Below are 17,331 nucleotides of genomic sequence, written 5' to 3' on the forward strand. Positions count from 1 at the left end.
TTTAGCTCTTTGTCTTCTTTTCAGCGTGATAGAAAACCTTTAACAAGTAACGGAGCGGAGCGATTTTGACATGCGTGAGCACCGGAGCGTAGACCTGACACAGAATGCGGGGGTTTGTCTTTGTCTACACGCTAAAAGGACTGCGGGTGCAGTCCTTTTTCCATTACGTAATATCTTCTAAAATAAGTGCTTTTTCCTGATTTGAAAGAAATGATCGCTGCGTAAAGACGCGGTATTCATTTTCTCTAGTTTTATCTAAAATGGCTTTATAAAAGTGAGCAGCTGCTTTCACCGGCATACGTGAATAAAGCGGAAATTCATGAAGATGGTCAAAAAATTCCTCGTAATACGCCTCTGCCTCAAAGGCAATGTACTCCCATACGTGCTTGAATGCTTGATTGATCACACCTTCTTGCAATTCTTGCTCTGTATACCCAAATTGTTCCATCACTTGCTTAGGCAAATAAATGCGATTTCTTTCAGCTGCATCCTCACCAATATCACGAAGGATGTTGGTGAGCTGCATGCCAATCCCTAACGAAATGGCTGCTTCTTTTAGTTGTTCCTTTTTACGCGGCGCAATAATCGGAAGCAGCATGAGTCCAACTGTACTCGCTACATGATAGGAATAGATGAGCAGTTCATCTAACGTTTCATATCTATGCTGCTCTAAATCCATCTCCTGTCCTTGGAGCAGGTCACGGAACGGGGCTTCATCCATACGAAATTCTTGAAATGTATGCTCTAGCGCCACCCATATCGGATCATTCCGGTCTACCTCACCATGTAAGAATCGATCAAACGCCTCCCGAAAGGATGTTAACTCCTCTTTTGGTGAAGGAGACTCATCTACAATGTCATCCGCTTTCCGGCAAAAGGAATAAACAGCCCAAACTGCCTGTCTTTTCTTTTTAGGCAGCATAGAAAAGGCGCGATAAAACGTTTTTGAATGGGTTTGAATGGTCTCCTCACATACTTTCAATGCTGTTTGCACATCAACCACTTAGCTTCACTTCCTTTCTGTCGTTCAAATCTTTTAGTAGCACAGAAGCCATGAGCTTCGCACTTTGCATGACGATCGGTACCCCGCCGCCAGGATGGATGGAGGCACCTACCGCATAAAGATTGTCTGTCTCTGCCACCTTCACTTGCGGGCGAAAGACGCCTGATTGAAACAAATTAGGCGCAAGTCCAAAGCTGCCTCCCTCAAACAATCCTTCTCGCATTGAATCATTTGGTGTTCTTACCTTTTTCCATACAATCGACTCTCGCAATTGCGGAAAGCCTCTTTTCTCAAGACGTTTCAGCATGTTTTCCACAAAGTCTGTCTCCTCTTCCCAATTGATGTGATCTCCTGAAGGAACAGGAATGAGCATATACAAAACGCTGCAGCCTGCTGGGGCAAGAGATGGATCAATGATGGATGGATTAAATGTATAAAATGACGGGTCTTGAGGGACTGTTTTCGTTTGAAAGACCTCTTTCATATGCTGATCAAAGTGTTCTCCCATAAAAAATTGATGAACAGGTGCTTCATGGTACACCTTATTTAAACCGAGATACACCATCACGCAGCCAGAGGATGGAACGTATTTACGCCGGTCTTGCTCATCTAACCCAAGCTTTTTTAACGCCGCTGGATAATCCCCGTTGATTACAAAGGCATCAGCTGCTATGTTTTCATCATTTACTTTTGCCTTGACCGCCTGTTTCCCCTCAAACTCCAATTGCGCTACTTCTTCATTTCGTCTTACATGCACACCCTTCTCTATGAGTTGTCTCTCCAATATATCTACTAAACTGGCATATCCGCCTTTTAAATAGTAGATTCCGTGGGCGTGCTCACTATATGAAACAAGCGAATAAATAGCAGATGCTTCATACGGATTTCCTCCGACATAGAGGGTTTGAAGTGCGTATGCATCTCGCAGGCGTTCATCTGAGAAATATTTTTTTAGAGCGCTTTGAACCGTACGGTACGCTTTTAATTTCATTAAAATCTTCATATTTGCTTTTGTAAAAAATGTGCGTTTTTCATGAAACGATTTTTCTAGAAAAGCTTGCTGCCCTTCTTGAAACCGATTCGTCATGTCTTCCATAAATTTCAGAAACCCTTGATCTTCCTTTGGAAATACACGTCTGATTTCATCTAACTGGCGCAGTGAATCAGAGTACTTCGTGTAGGAGGTTCCATCCTGATATTGGATCGTGTACAGCGGATCAAGCTGCAAGAGATCAAGAGATGTTTCGTCAATTCCTACCTCATGTAAAATGCCTTTTAACATATCAGGAAGTAGGACAATGGTCGGACCTTCATCTACTTTATATCCTTTCTCACGTACAAAAGCAAGTCTCCCGCCAAGCCGTTCATTTTTTTCGACAAGGGTGACATCATGTCCAGCTTTTTTTAAATAGAGCGCTGAGATCATTCCGCCAATACCGCCACCTGCAATCAATATATGTTTCTTCATGAGGCGCTCCCCTTTTCGTGATGAGGTATCGTTTTGTGCGTATGTTTCTCTTTTGAAAGAATCGCATTCGTCGTGATGCGTGCTGATTCTAAAATGGTCGGCAAGCCGCTTCCTGGGTGCGTTCCACCTCCAACGAGCCAGCAGTGCTTCAATTCGTCAAATTCATTGTGCGGCCTTAGCACCATCATTTGCGTAAGCTGATGGCCAAGGTTAAATGTAGCTCCTTCATATACGTAAAGGTCTTCCTCCCAATGCTTCGGGGTGATCATCCGCTCGACTTCTATATGCTGTCTAATATTGTTAAAGCCGGTTTTCCGCTCCAGTGTGTCCAGCACAAGTTCTCTGAATTCATCTTGATGCGCTTCCCAGTCAATACCGCTTTGATTATTGGCAACGGGTGCCAGCACATACAGAGCTGACTTTCCTTTTGGCGCAAGCGAGTCATCTGTTATACTTGCATTTTGAATATAAATGGACGGGTCATCTGGCAGCTCATACGTTTTCGTAATTCCTTTGACGAATTTAGCGTAATCATCGGAAAAAACAATGGTATGATGCGGCTCATCATAAATTGTATCTAATCCTAAATAAAGCATAAAGGTGGAGCATGAGAATTTTTTCTTTTTCAATTTTTTCTCACTATATTTCTTTAAGAGACCTGGCTCTACCAGCTTTGTCATCACATGTGCAAAGTCTCCATTTACGACAACCTCATCTGCCTGTACTTCTTCCCCAGATTCTAAGCGAATGCCCTTTACTTTCCTGCCTTTAGTGAGCAGCTTTTCGACGCCAGATGACAGATGAATAGCTGCTCCAGATTCAATTGCCGCCTTTGCCATCGCTTCTGACAGCTGATTCACGCCGCCTTTCGGATGGAAAACGCCTGTATCATGCTCCATAAACGAAAGGATCGAGAACGCTCCAGGGCATTCCCAAGGTGACATTCCTAAATACTTTGATTGAAACGTAAATGCGTATTTCACCGATTCATTCGAGAAATAGTCTGAGAGCACATCATATAAACTCTTATTTAACGAAAGCTGTGGAAGTGCTCTTATCACCTTCGGACGCAAATAGTGATGAAAACGGTCCATTTTACTTTGTAAAATTGGCGTAAGGCGGTCCATTTTGCGCTTTGTATCGTTCATAAAGCGTACATACCCTTCGCCCTCACCACGTGCAAAGGCTTCTAACCGTTTGTACATCTCGTCTCGATCTCGAATCATATCAAGCTGCTCGTCTTGAAAGATTAGTCTATACATTTCTTTTAATTCAATGACATCGATATAGTCATAAAGATTTTTGCCAGCAAAGGTGAACAGCTCCTCTGCAATATGAATCATGCTGAGAAAGGTAGGACCTGTATCAAACGTGAAATCACCAAGTTGAAACTTAGAGTTACGTCCGCCAACAAAGGGCTGTTTTTCGTATACATGAACGTCATGTCCTTTGCTTTGCAGCATCATAGCTGCCGCAAGTCCCCCTGGTCCTGCTCCGATCACAATGATTTTCATTATCCTTTTTCCTCCAAATTAATTCACTTTAAGTTAATTATACAAATTAGAAAGGTTAGATCAACTTTCGATGTGCTCTAAAAGTCTCTTGCTATGTATCAAAAAAGCCGGCTTCCTTTCAACAAGTGCAAGAAAGCCGACCCTTTATTACGCGTCTATATCAATTCGATATGTTTCAAACCAATGATGAATCTGCGCCAGATGGGCGATTAGCTGCGGACCTTTCATGAGCTGGCCATACCAAGGCACTTGAAAGGAAGCCCCTTCGGTTTCAATCAGCTGTTTCAATTGGTGTGGATCTAAAAATTCATGAAGCACAGAATCTTTTTGCGCAAGGCAATCTGTTAACATCTCTTTCACAGCCTGGGTATAGGCTGGATGATGCGTTTTCGGGTAAGGACTCTTCTTGCGATAAAGCACTTCATTCGGTAAAATTCCCTCTAATGCTTTTCGCAAAACCCCTTTTTCACGATTTCCATGCATTTTCATTTCCCAAGGAATATTCCAAACATATTCGACAAGGCGATGATCTGCAAATGGCACACGCACCTCAAGGCTCGCGCCCATACTCATTCGATCTTTTCGATCTAGCAGCGTTGTCATGAACCAGATCATATTTAAGTAAAAAAGTTCTCTCCGGGCTTTATCTACTCCAGTTTCTCCATCTAAAAGAGGTGTTTCTGCCACGGTTTCTTCATATTTGCTGTGCGCATATTCCTTCAGTGATAGTTTCTTTTGCCACGAGTCTTGAAGAAGCTGCGTGCGGGCTTCAGTCGATCTCATCCAAGGAAAACCATTCGTTTCATTTGCCATATGAAACCACGGATAGCCTCCAAATATTTCATCAGCACATTCACCTGAAAGGCCGACAACGAAATCCTTTTTCATTTCTCGGCAGAACCAAAGTAAGGATGAATCAATATCTGCCATGCCCGGTAAATCTCGAACTTCAACTGCTTCCTTCAAATAAGAAGCCAGTTCCTTTTGGCCGATGACACAGCTGTGGTGATTCGTTTGAAATGCTTTGGTCATTTGATCAATCCAAGGGCCGTCAGCATTCGGCTGGAATTGACTTGCCTCAAAGAATTGATCATTTCCTTCGTAGTCAATGGAATACGTATGAAGCGGCGCTTTCCCTATTTTCTCAAAGTGCTTGGCGGCAATAGCGGTTATGGCACTAGAATCAACGCCACCAGATAGAAATGTACAAACAGGCACATCAGAGACGAGCTGTCTTGTGACAGCATCTGTAAAGAGATGTTTGACGTGCTGAGCGGTGTCATCAAGTGAGTCTGTATGCTGCTCGCTTTTGACATTCCAGTACCTCCACACACGCAGGCCATCTTTTGAAAAGGTCAAAGCATGTGCAGGTCTCAGCTCTTTTACACCTTTAAATACCCCTTGCCCTGGTGTTCTAGACGGTCCTAAGCCAAAGATCTCTGATAACCCCTCATGATCGACTTTTGCTTTCATATCAGGGTGAGCAAGAAGTGCTTTGATCTCTGAACCAAATAAAAAGGAATGATGACGTTCTGTATAGAAAAATGGCTTGACACCAAGCCGGTCTCTCCCTGCAAATAATAATTCACGCTCACTATCCCAGATCACAAATGCAAAAATACCATTAAAATGGGTGACACACTCTTCCTTCCATTCTGTGTAAGCGTGAAGAAGAACCTCTGTATCAGAATGCCCAAGAAAGCGGTGCCCCTTTTTTAATAATTCTTTTCTTATATCCTCCGTGTTATAGAGCTCTCCATTGTATACAACCGTATAATCATGGTTTTGATGTGTATATGTCATCGGCTGCTTTCCGCCTTCTACATCTACAACCGCTAACCTTTTATGCCCGAAAAGCACATGCTCACTTTTCCACGTATTTGTATCATCTGGCCCTCTTTTAGATAATGTCTCTGTCATTTGATTGATTACATGATCCTGTTGGATGAGCTGCTTTTTAAAGTCTGCCCAGCCTGTTATTCCACACATCATCATCAGCTCCCATCCGTTTTTCATCAAGTGTTCTCTTTCAGCCTTTCTTAGTTTATGCATCGTCTCCTTGATAGTTGATTTGTCCTTTTTTTCCGGCGTATAGGACAAGCATCATTTGGTAAGAAAAGAAAGAGGAAAGGAGCTTTTGCAAATGGAGAAACGAATGAAGCATCTCGAGCGCTGCAGCCGAAGGTGGTGTAACGGGTATTTACTGATTGAAAACGGGCATTGTTTAATCGAAGATGAAGAAGGAGAGATCATGCTGCCAGAAAGTCTTCAAAGCTCTATGATCTGTTTGGAAGAGAATGACCGATGGACAAAAGGAGAATTGCTCGGGTCTATGATTCTTCATGAAAACGGGCAGTTGCTGGAAGTACAAGGCGGTGAAATGATTCAATATACAGCATCTCTTGCCAAAGGGTGGCTTGACTTACTCATGTTCGTACCTGAAAACGTTTTTTATCAAATCATTGAACAAGTAGAACAGTTTGGCTTTTCCGTCTACGATTGTGTCTTCTCTTCCTTTCATCCTTTTCAATGCGTCTCTTTCTTTCAGTTTTCAGCAGATACACAATCGCTAGCACTACAATGTCACCATGAGCCTGCCGCCGGTCAAATTCGTTTTGAATGGACCACTTCTGACGGTCACCGGTCGGTTTCCAAGTTTGATGTCACATAAAAAAGGGCACTGCTTCATATAAGCAATGCCCTTTTTATATTAAAAGATATGGAAACCGATCGGCAGACGTAAACCAAGAAGAATGGTCACAATCGCAAACACGATAAAACCAATCAACACACCCGTCACTGATTTTCCTTTTTTCTTGCGTACAAGAACCATTTCCATGAAACCGATCACAAGGATACCGAGTACCATTTTGCCGATATACTCGCCCCCGAAACTTGGAATTTTCATTCCTGTGCGGACATACAGCTCTACGCCTGTTGCGATAATGAGCAAGTAGAATAGTCTGACGATCATGTGCACAATTTTAGCACCTTTGTCGTTTTTACCTGCTAGAGCAAAGGCTACGAAGAATAAAATAATCCCTAGTACCCACGCTGTAATATGTAAATGTGTTCCCATTTGTTATTTCCCCCTTTATCAGAACAAGTACCATCTCATCGTACCACGAAATAAGTCGAACACAAAGCGACAATCCTGTGTCAACATGCCCTTTATTTGACGCGATTCGATAACGTCCCAATCGGTTCAATCGTGATGTCAATATGATCTCCTGAAGCTAAAAACTTTGGCGGTTCAAAGCCTTTGCCAACCCCAGAAGGTGTACCCGTTGCAATGATATCACCTGCTTCTAGCGTCATCCCTTTTGAAAGAGTTGAAACAATGTCCTCAATCGGAAAGATCATTAGTTCCGTACTGGCAGACTGACGAACTTCTCCGTTTACCTTTGTTTCCACATGGAGCGCTCCATGATCCTCGATCACTGACTTATGAACGATATAAGGCCCCACCGGACAGGATGTATCTAAGCTTTTGCCTATGAAAAATTGTTTATGTTTTTTCTGCAAATCTCTTGCCGTTACATCATTTAAAATGGTGTAACCGAAGATATAATCGCGTGCCTGTTCAGGTGCAATATTCTTCCCTGATTTGCCTATGACGATGGCAAGCTCACCTTCGTAATCCAATTCACTTGTCACACCTTCATGAAGAAGAATATCCGCTTCGTGTCCAATCACTGAAGTAGGCGCCTTTGTAAAAATCATCACGTCTTTAGGAATATCTGCCGCACTTCCCATCTCCATGACATGATCTTGATAATTCTTTCCAACACACATGATGTTTTTAGCTGGTTTTGGAATCGGTGCATGGAGTTTGACGTCAGAAAGCGGATATACATAAGAGCCGCGGTCTTCCTCTTTTTTCTCAGCCCAATCAAGAAGCTGTTTGACGTGTTCGACAAACTTGTCCCCCATGTTGATGCATTCAGCTAAAGAGTTTGGCAGTGTCTCCAGCTCAAATAATTTAGCCTCGGCCTTTTTAACGTCCATCACCCATTCATCATCAATGACTACCCCAATAAACATCCTGTGATGTATCTCACCTGTAAAAAACTTCATGTCTTCCCCTCACAATCTTCATTCGCTAAGTTATGATGTCTCATTTTATTTCTCTACGAAATAAAAAAAACCCTTTTTTATCATACTCTCTTTTAAAAAGGGTTTCAAAAATGATGACCTCATGTTTAGCGGTAGCGTCGATACTCCCACATATTCCCTTGATCCCATTTACGATCAACATTTCCTCTGCTTCGAGAATGATGCTTTTTCTTTCCGCATCTTCGGCAAGAATGACTTCGTCTGTGATGATGAGAACGTTTAGATCGATGGCTGCGGTGTGACTTGCGGCAGCTTTTCTTATGATGGGATCTGTGTTTGCTACGGCATGATTTTTTCGGTTCACTCTTTTTGCTTCGGCATGATTTTTTACTTTTACACGACTTTTTACTTTTGCATGGCTTCTCACTCTTCACGCTTTTCTTTGAACAGCGGCTTTTTTTAGAGCGATAGCTTTTGTGGCTTTTTTTACTGCGGTGTGACTTACGGCAGCCGCCTCCACCAAAGAACCAATGACGGCGTTTTGAATGACGAGAACGATCTGATTTGTGCGAATGTCTCGATTCTGGTTCACGATCTAAGTGATGATCACGTCCCTCACTTCGAAGTGAATCAACTGCATGTTCAATATGTGAATGATCAAATGTGCTCACGAACAATTCCCCTCCCCAGTCTATGCTTTGACAAAACAAACAGACAAAACTGTTTATCTTCTCTGCTTTATGTTACGAGACTGGGTAGACAAGTGTTCTTGGCGAATGCCTCTTTCTTTCAAAACTCCATGATTACCTATCAGCAGGGGTACAGGACATTCCTTCATTTTCATATAGTAAAGAAGATCATAGGAGGCTGATGAACACATGACCACAGAACCTTTAAAGCAACTTGATATTTGGATTCACCCAAAGGATCTTATTGAATTAAGAAAAGACGTCTGGAACGATGAACCTGTTGAGGCCATTCTTAAAACCGGCAAGACCAAATCACATATTTATGCTTCCTACCGCGGATCACACATTAGAAAGCTCAAGAAAAAGTCCTATCAAATTGAATATAGAAAACCCAAAAAAAGACAAGGCGAAGCCATCTTTCATTTAAATGCAGAGTACAATGACCCTTCTTTTATTCGAAACAGGCTGTCCTTTTATTTCTTCGAACAGATGGGGGTGCTAAGCCCTGCCGCTTCTCATGTATTCTTGACCATCAATGGAAGAAAAGAAGGCATTTATTTAAAAATAGAATCCGTGGATGAGCTATTTCTTCAAAAACGGCAACTATCAGGAGGCGGTATTTATTATGCAGTAGATGACGACGCCAATTTCTCCCTTTTAAGTTCATTTGATAAAAAGCCCAAAAAACACCTTCTTCTCGGGTACGAGAAAAAAACGGGTACATCAAGACATGACGAGCAACTGAGCGAATTTATTTACTTTCTGAATACAGCAACAGACGACATTTTTGCAGAAAAGATTGAGCAATACCTTGATGTCAATCAATATTTCCGCTGGCTCATTGGTGTAGTGTGCACCCAAAATTTTGATGGCTTTGTTCATAACTACGCTCTTTATGTGAATGAACAAGGGCGGTTTCAAGTGCTTCCTTGGGATTATGATGCGACATGGGGCCGTGACATTCATGGAGAAGAAATGGCGTTCGATTATATTCCAGTAAGCGGATTTAATACATTAACCGCTAGATTACTAGATATTCCTTCGTTCAAGAGAGCCTATTATGCTCTTTTCCAGCATGTACTAGATACACATTTTTCACAGGACCGCCTCTGTCCAATGATCGAGAAATGGCATGACTCTATTGAGCACCGAATCGCAGACGACCCATATACGAAAGATCGAAAAGAAGTACTACAGTCAGAGCGAGAGTTAATTCGGCAGTATATCAACAAAAGACGACGTTATTTACAAGCTAAGATTAGAAAAGAGACCTCTGGCACGTAAGAACTTTTTCGAATTTTGTCACTTTATTACTCATATTGACGAAACAGCTTTTTTTATAGAAAAATAGAGTATACTAACCATATCCTTCTATTTGATAAAAAATGTGAGAGTTGGCGTCCGTTATGATCAATTATGAAATTGAACAAAAAAGATTACATTTAATTGAGACTGCAAAAAAATTCGGTATGAATGCTGAAGAAACCATCAGGTGCAGTCAAGAGCTTGACACACTCTTAAATAAAGGCAGCAAATACACCTCTAAAGAATGCTCGAATAAAGGGTAAACCATACACCTAATTCCTCTCATCAAAAGCTTTTAAAAAGACAATCACACATTAAAAGACCCATCATAAGCTATGGTGAAACGCCCAAAATCAAAGCGCACTAATTTTATAAAGGATGTGCACCGCTATGCCGGCTATTGTTGGAGCCTTTAAAGTAAATGCCGTCGGAACGAGCGGAGTCGTTCATGTTGGAGACTGCATCACCATTTCTCCAAATAGTCAGGTTAAAACGTTTGCTGGCGCAGGCAGTTTTAACACTGGTGATCAATTGCGCATTAGCAACTATAAAAGTGTGACAAATACGTACGACAGTGATGTCATTGATCAACCGCTTGTTGGTAACTTGTAAGGAGTGAGAATCCGTTGAACTTCTATATTAATCAAGCGATACAAATTAATTATTTACGTGTGGAGTCTGTGAGTAACTCATCTGTTCTGCAAATTGGGAGTGCTGGATCAATCAAGGCGCTTTCCAACCTGTATAACACAGGCAGCTACGTAGAATCAGCACCTGCCGCAGCAGGCTCACAAGGAATTGAAGAATCTCAAGGCGCAAGCACAGTACCTTTTGTACCGCTTCAGTCACCAACAACTTAAGTTCATCTGCAATCCCCGGAGGTGTATGTAAATGTATGACTATCAAAGCAACGCTTCACAAGTGTATGGCATCATTCAAAAGCAAACACAACAAATCATGATGCTTGAAAAAAAGCTTAACGAGCTTCAGCAGGAAATACAAATGATCAAAGATAAACCGACAACGAATATTGAACGGATTGATTATCAATTTGATCAACTGAAAATCGAGCGGCTGGAAGGTACATTGAATATTGGCCTCAATCCATCTGATCCAAACAGTGTTCAAAATTTTGAAGTAGGCCAAACAACAACCCCGGGAATTGGAATGATGCAGCAAGAAATGGCTGATCAATTTTTCAATCAAACACGCCAGCTTGTCGATGCATTTTTAAATGAAGAAGCACCAGAACTTCTTGAAGAACTAGAGGAGCGATATGAAGGCTCTCTTGATGAAAGCAATAAACACCATATCATTGAGGACATTCGAAAACAAATTGACAGCAGAATCAAATACTATGCGGGACAGCTGCCACAACGGGAAGATATGACCCCGCTGCAGCGTTCAGAGCAAATTGCTGAATATGTGAAACATGATGTGAAGCGGGCGATTGAGCATTTTTTAGCCCATATTCCAAGTGAAACGAAAGGAGAGGAAAACGGATGAATTTCACAGTTGTCAACCGCAACATCGAGACCGGAAGCATTAAAGTAGTTGGGGTATCGTCCTCTTCTCTATTTATCATCGGGGACACAGACCATGTACAATTATCCTCGATTTTCGATACACCGCCAGAATCTCTTATTATCGGCCCGTTTGTTCCTCTGTCACCTCAATAATGATGAAGCGCACATCTCAAGTGAAGTTCACGAAGGTGAATTCTGTCGGGATTTCGAGTGTGGTTCAAATTGGTGATACACAGGAGCTATGCCCGAAGGTCAAGGTGCTGGCTGTTCAACGAACGATTAGTTTGTTTTATGGGAATGAAGCAGAAAACTTAGATGCAAAAGAATTTGAAGTGTATTATGAGCCCATTCCATTGATGCTGCCAGAACGATCAGTTAGAACGGCATTTCACCATGAAAAGCCGGTTATTAAAGTTTCTTCGATACATGTAGAAGGGGTGTCGTCATCCTCTGTATTTCAAATTGGCTCTACGTGTAGAATGAATGGCGTTGCGCGAGTGAAGCATATTCGACAATTATTTAGTATTTAGCAACGACGAAAGTCCGCCAAACTCACAAGTGGACCTACCTGCGCATATGATGATGATATGACTTCGAATAAAGGATGTCGATTATGCCAGCAATTGTCGGACCCATTTACATTAACTCTATTTCTGGAGGCGTCGTAAACGTCGGTGACTCATTTTACCTTTCGCCTAAAAGTTCGTCAAAATCTGCTTTAGGCTCTGGAGCGGGGAATACCGGAGATTTCTTGATATTAAATAATGGCATTAGCGCCACCAACTATGTGGATCCTGACTTAAATGATCAGAATATGGTAGGCAATGCATAAAGCGACTCCTCTACGCTCATTTCATTTAGAGGAGTGCTTTTTTATGCTTATTTCTTTCTGCGTTGTCTCGATTTTTTTGTTTTGACCAGCTTGCTTGCCGGCTGTTTTCGAATCCATTTGATGTACGGAACAAGGTTTTCATCTTGTCTTAGCGCATCAAGCGTGTTCAAACGTGCGGCAAGCTCCTGGTTTGTAAAAAGGGCATGCACTTGTTTATGGCAAGGGATGCACAGGAAGGCAGTCGGTAAAAATGCCCCACCTTCTTCTCTTGGCGTTAAGTGATGTTCCGTGAGCAGGACATCTTGTCTTCCGCACAGCTCACATAATCCAATTGTTTGCTTTGCCACCCTGTCATCACCTCAACATTTACATTAATTCCATTGATACCGTTGTCCCTTTCCCGCTTGGATCTGCTGGGTGGACAATCAGTTTCTTCGGCAGTCTCATCTTCAATTCTTCCACATGGCTGATCACACCAACTGCTAAATTTTGAGACTGTAGTTTCTCTAGTGCAGTAATCACCGTATCCAACAAGTCTTGATCGAGTGTACCGAACCCTTCATCAAGGAAGAAGAATTGCAGCGGGAACTCACCTCTCAGCTGGATTTGCGCTGAAAGAGCAAGCGCAAGCGCCAATGACGTCAGGAAGGTTTCTCCGCCAGACAAGCTGGACACTGGGCGTCTAACGCCGCCATTGGCATCATCACGCATCACAAAACCGCCTTCTGAGTCGACTTCAATCGCATACCTTTGTCTCGTCAAAATGCCTAGACGGGCTGATGCATCACGGCTGACACTTTCTAACTGTTCTTCTGCTAGGAACTCAACAAATGTATTCCCTTTAAAAACAGTTTGCAGCTTATCGAGCCGATCAATTTCTTGCTGTAGTCCTTCCAAGCGTTCATGAATACTTGCAAAGCGCTGATGATTTTCTTCAATCACACGCAGGTGTTCATGTGCAGACCCGCTCATCACTGTTGTTTCTTCAAGTGCCTTTTCTGCCGCTTCTTTTCTTAATTGAACCTCTGTCCACTGCTCTTCATCTAGAGACTCCTCTTTCAGCAGTTCAGAAATTCGCTTTAAGTTTGCAGCACACTGCTTTCTTTTATCCTCAAATTCTTCAATTTCCTGTTTGACCGTATGACGTACTGCTCGATCCATGAAAGCAGACTCAATCTCCTGCGGCTTATGAAAAGGAGAAGTCTCTGTTTCTTTTTGCCATGCTGCTTCTGCTTCTTGTTTTCGCTGGTTAGCCTCTTGGAGTTGACGCTCACTGCTTGAAAAATGGCTTTGCGCCTCACTAAACAGTTGCTGCGTATGCTTTAATTGCTGGTACGATTGCTGTTCTTTTTCATTTAGATGACTAAGAGACTGTTCAACCTCGATCAGTTCATCAGAAATAGAGGCAGCTTTTAATGGATATCGCCCTATATCTGTTTCATATTGATGGATGAGCTGCTGCTGACTTTCTAGCTGATGCGCTAGTTTATCAAGCTCCTTCTCTAAATCGTATGTGGTTGTTTGCAGCTGCTCTTTTATCTGCTGTTTTTCTTCTAAAAACGAAATACTTTTCTCAATACGCTCTTTATAGCCTTCTGCTTGTTGGTCCTTTTCATCGATTTGCTTTTGCATCTCTTGCACTTGGCTCAATATAAAGTGCGGGAAGGCCTGCTCAAATTGTGTTGTTTGCTCTGAAAGCTCAGATTGAAGCTCCTTGATCAGTACCTCTAATTCTTGAATACGCTGCTGTTCAAATGTCAATTGATCTTCCATTTTGTTCATCTCTGCTGCCTGATCACGGGTTTCATCCATTAAACGAGCACGTTTACGTTCAACTTCTTGAATATCTTGTTTCATGGCTTTCCATTCTTGAATCAGATGCTGCAAGGACTGCGGATTTTGCACTGCTTCTACTGCTGCAGCTACCTCCGCACCGGGGGCTTTTTGAGATAAAAAGGCGAACTGCTTTACTAATTGATTGGCATACGTTTCTAGCAGCTGCTTTGCGGCATACATGTCTCTAGCATATTCCTCTGCTTGCTTGAGCTCTTTGTCTATTCTTTGAATGACTTCATCGATTTGAGTAACAGTTTCTTCATGGTCATTGGCTATCGCAGCTTTTGGATCATGATGAATCGACCCACAAACGGGACATGGCTCACCATCTACAAGCTCTGCCGCTAATTCTTTTCTTAATTCTGCTGCCCTTACAGCATCACGCTGTTTTAATTTTTCGAGCTTCTGATTTTGTTCTCTCTTACTCCATTCTGTAAGAGCTCGCTCAAATTCACATACATAAAAATAGAGTTGTTCAATCGCTTGAAACGACTGGTCTATTTTTTCATGATGGTCTTTTTGCTGTTTTTGAAGCTTTTCATAAGCTTCTGCAGCCTGTGAGGATCGCTTTTTTAGCTCCCCAATCTTTTGTTCTTCCTTTTGAATGTTCTGATTGATTCTTTGAACATTTTCACTTAAACGCAAAGCCTCCTGTACACTTTTCCGCTCTTTTACAGAGACTTGTAATGGCTCCAGCTCACGCTTCAGCTGTGTTTGTTTCGTCAGTGCACGCTCTAATAGAGATTGGAGATTCTCTGCTTCTGCTTTTTTTTGTATCAATTGCTGCGCTTTTTCATTTTTTTGCTGCTCTAGCCCCGTCTTTTCCTGAAGAGCCGCCTCTTTTTTACGTTCAATTTCCTTTAACTGAATCAGCTGTTCTTTCTTTTGAAGAAGCGCTGGCTCAGTCTCTATTTTTGTCTGCCGGGCTCGCTCATACTCCTGCGTCATTTGTTCATAGATCGTTCGTTGATGAAGTAACTGTTTTTCTGCTTCTTGCTTCTCTTTTGACGCTTGAGAAAGCTGCTTTTCAGCCTTTGTTAATGCATCCGCATAGGGCTTTAATGTCTCTGCTTGCTCCGCGATGTTGAGTTGAGTTTTTTTCTCTTCCATCGTTGGTGCCAACAGGTTGAGCTTGTTTTGTTCAGTCTCATATGCCTCTAGTTCTTTTTGATACTGCCAAATCGCTTGCGCCTTTGTAAAAGCAGTTAACGCTTCGTCCCGCATTTGTTTTTTCTCATGAAAAATGGCCTTTGCCTGCTTTGCGGCTTCCTTCGCTTGCGCTAATGCCTCTGGGCCAGCTTCTCCTAAGCCATTCAGTTCAGCCAGCAGTTCATTTTTCTGCCCATACTGGTTCTGAGCCTTTGCCCGCAAACGCTTGACGAGCTGATCACCATACTTTTCTAGATTAAACAAACGCTGAAGCATTTGGCGTCTGTCGGCTCCTTTCAATGAAAGGAATTCTGCAAACTTTCCTTGTGGTAAGACAACCGCTCTCGTAAAATCATCAATTGTTAATCCAAGTAATTCTTCTATTTTACGATTGACCTCACTCGCTTTATCTGCAAGAACTGTCTGCGTATCACTGATTTCAATCAGCCGGCATAATGTCGTTCTGACCTTCATTTCATCTGCTCGCTTGAAAGCACGTTCGACTTTATAAGAAATGTGATGCTCCTTTTGCAAAGCGAATGTAAAGGAAACCGACAGTTTTTCTTCAGCTTGGTTCAAAATACCATGTGTATTATTTAACGCACGTTCAACTTTGCCATAGAGTGCTAGTGTCATGGCATCTAATATGGATGACTTTCCGCTTCCTGTCGGTCCAAAGATGCCGAACACACCTGCATCACATAAAGAGCTAAAGTCAATGATTTGTTCTTCTCTGAAGCTATGAAGTCCTTTAATGGTTAGCGTGATCGGCTTCAAGTCGCTTCCTCCTCTTGCATGTCATTGGCAAGCTCTAAAAACAGCTTGACTGTTTTTTCATCAGGCAGACCGCCACCTGTCTGGCGTTCATAAAATTTCACGAATCGCTCTTCGATTGAGAGCTTTTCCACTTGTTTTTCTTCTTCTATTTTCTCTAATTCTTTGAACTTTGGTCTAATGTGGACAAAACCACTATGCTGCTTTCGGAGCTGATGGATCTCTTCAATTGACAGTTGATCTGTTAAATGAATCTCTAAATCAATCCAGGCATGAAGATCCCGTTTCTCATCTAGCCACTCGTGTACTTGACTCAGCCCCTCAGTCGCCTTCCACTTCACAAGTGGTTTACCGCTTGATAAAAACACTTCTTTCCAGCTTGCTTTTTCATTAGGCTTTGCATCTACAATGGTGACTGATTTGGCATAGCCTGACTCTGAAAAGCTATAAGCAAGCGGTGATCCAGAATAGCGGGCAATCGTTTTGGCACGTTTGATAGTTTGCGGACGATGCAAATGACCAAGTGCGACATAACATGCGGCTTCGGGAAGACTTTCAGCCGCAACGGTATATGCACCTCCTACTTCAATCGGTCTTTCTGAATCTGTTTGACTTCCTCCTGCCACATAAATATGGCTCGTTGCGATATTGACGGTATCAGCTTGGAATTGAGCACTTAAATGTTGAAACGCTTGTTGTATTTTTAAATTGTAATGATCACGAAGCAGTTTCTCTTCAAATGTTTCAGCCAGCACCTCGTTTAGCCTCGCCTCGGACGGATAAGCGAGTGCTGCAATGGATAGACGTTCACTTGAAGAAGGAACATTGACGCGGATCATGTCATTTGTCGGATAGCCAATTAAATGAATCCCCTGATCATTTGTTAAAGGAGATGCGGCTGATAAGCGATCTGGATTATCATGGTTGCCTGAGATGACCACAACCTGACGCTTTCCTTTATCAGATAATGCAGACAGACTTTCATAAAAAAGCTGCTCTGCTCTAGCTGGTGGGTTCACTGTATCAAAGGCATCACCAGCCATCACAATGACATCAATTTGTTCGTCTTTGACGATTTGATACAGTTCATCTAAAAACTGAGCTTGCTCGTCAAGCCGGCTTCGGCCTTCAAGGGTTTTACCGAGATGCCAATCCGCTGTATGCAGAATCCTCATGTGA

The 17,331-nt window shown here is 42.4% G+C and carries 18 protein-coding genes and 2 pseudogenes; 9 read left to right on the forward strand and 11 right to left on the reverse strand.

Features of this window, described 5'->3' with window-relative positions:
* Positions 1-163: 163 nt before the first annotated feature.
* The 4 genes from R0K30_RS13240 to asnB all read right to left on the reverse strand — a co-directional run bounded on the left by R0K30_RS13240 (position 164) and on the right by asnB (position 5,974).
* On the reverse strand, positions 164-1,003 hold the full coding sequence (locus R0K30_RS13240) for a phytoene/squalene synthase family protein (RefSeq protein WP_410611161.1): 840 nt from the start codon (positions 1,001-1,003) through the stop codon (positions 164-166).
* Positions 996-2,471, reverse strand: coding sequence for a phytoene desaturase family protein (locus R0K30_RS13245; protein WP_410611164.1), 1,476 nt, complete (start codon positions 2,469-2,471; stop codon positions 996-998). Before R0K30_RS13245 ends, R0K30_RS13240 begins: the two co-directional genes overlap by 8 nt.
* Complete coding sequence (locus R0K30_RS13250) at positions 2,468-3,985, reverse strand: phytoene desaturase family protein (RefSeq protein WP_099728152.1); 1,518 nt, start codon at positions 3,983-3,985, stop codon at positions 2,468-2,470. The genes R0K30_RS13245 and R0K30_RS13250 overlap by 4 nt, the downstream gene beginning before the upstream one ends.
* Before the next feature lie 147 nt (positions 3,986-4,132).
* Complete coding sequence (gene asnB, locus R0K30_RS13255) at positions 4,133-5,974, reverse strand: asparagine synthase (glutamine-hydrolyzing) (protein WP_099728169.1); 1,842 nt, start codon at positions 5,972-5,974, stop codon at positions 4,133-4,135.
* 154 nt (positions 5,975-6,128) lie between these two features.
* Between asnB and R0K30_RS13260 the strand changes: the two genes are divergently transcribed.
* The gene (locus R0K30_RS13260; protein ID WP_099728151.1) at positions 6,129-6,656 is read left to right on the forward strand and encodes a DUF2777 family protein; all 528 of its coding nucleotides are present in this window, start codon (positions 6,129-6,131) and stop codon (positions 6,654-6,656) included.
* A 39-nt stretch (positions 6,657-6,695) separates the two neighbouring features.
* Here R0K30_RS13260 and R0K30_RS13265 read toward each other — a convergent pair whose 3' ends face one another.
* From R0K30_RS13265 to R0K30_RS24060, 4 genes and pseudogenes are all read right to left on the reverse strand, one after another.
* A complete protein-coding gene (locus R0K30_RS13265; RefSeq protein ID WP_099728150.1) occupies positions 6,696-7,064 on the reverse strand; it encodes a YisL family protein in 369 nt (122 codons plus the stop codon).
* Positions 7,065-7,156: 92 nt separating this feature from the next.
* The gene (locus R0K30_RS13270) at positions 7,157-8,062 is read right to left on the reverse strand and encodes a fumarylacetoacetate hydrolase family protein (protein WP_249705435.1); all 906 of its coding nucleotides are present in this window, start codon (positions 8,060-8,062) and stop codon (positions 7,157-7,159) included.
* 40 nt (positions 8,063-8,102) lie between these two features.
* Complete coding sequence (locus tag R0K30_RS24055; RefSeq protein WP_486304018.1) at positions 8,103-8,468, reverse strand: hypothetical protein; 366 nt, start codon at positions 8,466-8,468, stop codon at positions 8,103-8,105.
* 169 nt (positions 8,469-8,637) lie between these two features.
* A pseudogene (locus R0K30_RS24060) lies at positions 8,638-8,712 on the reverse strand (CotG/ExsB N-terminal domain-containing protein); the annotation flags it as partial.
* 207 nt (positions 8,713-8,919) lie between these two features.
* Between R0K30_RS24060 and R0K30_RS13280 the strand changes: the two are divergent.
* The 8 genes and pseudogenes from R0K30_RS13280 (at position 8,920) to R0K30_RS13315 (ending at position 12,393) form a co-directional block, all read left to right on the forward strand.
* Positions 8,920-10,014 (forward strand): CotH kinase family protein, encoded by a 1,095-nt coding sequence (locus tag R0K30_RS13280; protein ID WP_410611168.1) that lies wholly within the window; start codon positions 8,920-8,922, stop codon positions 10,012-10,014.
* Positions 10,015-10,136: 122 nt separating this feature from the next.
* Positions 10,137-10,298: an aspartyl-phosphate phosphatase Spo0E family protein gene (locus R0K30_RS13285; protein WP_099728147.1), complete on the forward strand. Its 162-nt coding sequence runs from the start codon at positions 10,137-10,139 to the stop codon at positions 10,296-10,298.
* 127 nt (positions 10,299-10,425) lie between these two features.
* The gene (locus R0K30_RS13290; protein WP_003211745.1) at positions 10,426-10,647 is read left to right on the forward strand and encodes a spore germination protein; all 222 of its coding nucleotides are present in this window, start codon (positions 10,426-10,428) and stop codon (positions 10,645-10,647) included.
* Between the two features lie 14 nt (positions 10,648-10,661).
* The gene (locus R0K30_RS13295) at positions 10,662-10,895 is read left to right on the forward strand and encodes a spore germination protein GerPB (RefSeq protein ID WP_099728146.1); all 234 of its coding nucleotides are present in this window, start codon (positions 10,662-10,664) and stop codon (positions 10,893-10,895) included.
* Between the two features lie 31 nt (positions 10,896-10,926).
* A complete protein-coding gene (gene gerPC, locus R0K30_RS13300; protein ID WP_099728145.1) occupies positions 10,927-11,541 on the forward strand; it encodes a spore germination protein GerPC in 615 nt (204 codons plus the stop codon).
* The gene (locus R0K30_RS13305) at positions 11,538-11,714 is read left to right on the forward strand and encodes a spore gernimation protein GerPD (RefSeq protein ID WP_099728144.1); all 177 of its coding nucleotides are present in this window, start codon (positions 11,538-11,540) and stop codon (positions 11,712-11,714) included. Before gerPC ends, R0K30_RS13305 begins: the two co-directional genes overlap by 4 nt.
* Positions 11,714-12,152, forward strand: a pseudogene (locus tag R0K30_RS13310) (spore germination protein GerPE). The gene R0K30_RS13305 and the pseudogene R0K30_RS13310 overlap by 1 nt, the downstream one beginning before the upstream one ends.
* Before the next feature lie 22 nt (positions 12,153-12,174).
* Positions 12,175-12,393, forward strand: coding sequence for a spore germination protein (locus tag R0K30_RS13315; protein WP_003211468.1), 219 nt, complete (start codon positions 12,175-12,177; stop codon positions 12,391-12,393).
* Between the two features lie 47 nt (positions 12,394-12,440).
* Here R0K30_RS13315 and R0K30_RS13320 read toward each other — a convergent pair whose 3' ends face one another.
* The 3 genes from R0K30_RS13320 to sbcD are packed head-to-tail and all read right to left on the reverse strand — an operon-like array spanning position 12,441 to position 17,327.
* Positions 12,441-12,740: an HNH endonuclease family protein gene (locus R0K30_RS13320; protein WP_099728142.1), complete on the reverse strand. Its 300-nt coding sequence runs from the start codon at positions 12,738-12,740 to the stop codon at positions 12,441-12,443.
* A 19-nt stretch (positions 12,741-12,759) separates the two neighbouring features.
* A complete protein-coding gene (gene sbcC / locus R0K30_RS13325; RefSeq protein WP_410611172.1) occupies positions 12,760-16,155 on the reverse strand; it encodes an exonuclease subunit SbcC in 3,396 nt (1,131 codons plus the stop codon).
* Positions 16,152-17,327, reverse strand: a complete 1,176-nt coding sequence (gene sbcD / locus R0K30_RS13330) for an exonuclease subunit SbcD (RefSeq protein WP_099728140.1) — start codon at positions 17,325-17,327, stop codon at positions 16,152-16,154. Before sbcD ends, sbcC begins: the two co-directional genes overlap by 4 nt.
* Positions 17,328-17,331: the final 4 nt, after the last annotated feature.

Source organism: Bacillus sp. SIMBA_154 (genome assembly GCF_046536015.1).
GTDB classification, from domain to species: domain Bacteria; phylum Bacillota; class Bacilli; order Bacillales; family Bacillaceae; genus Bacillus; species Bacillus pumilus_P.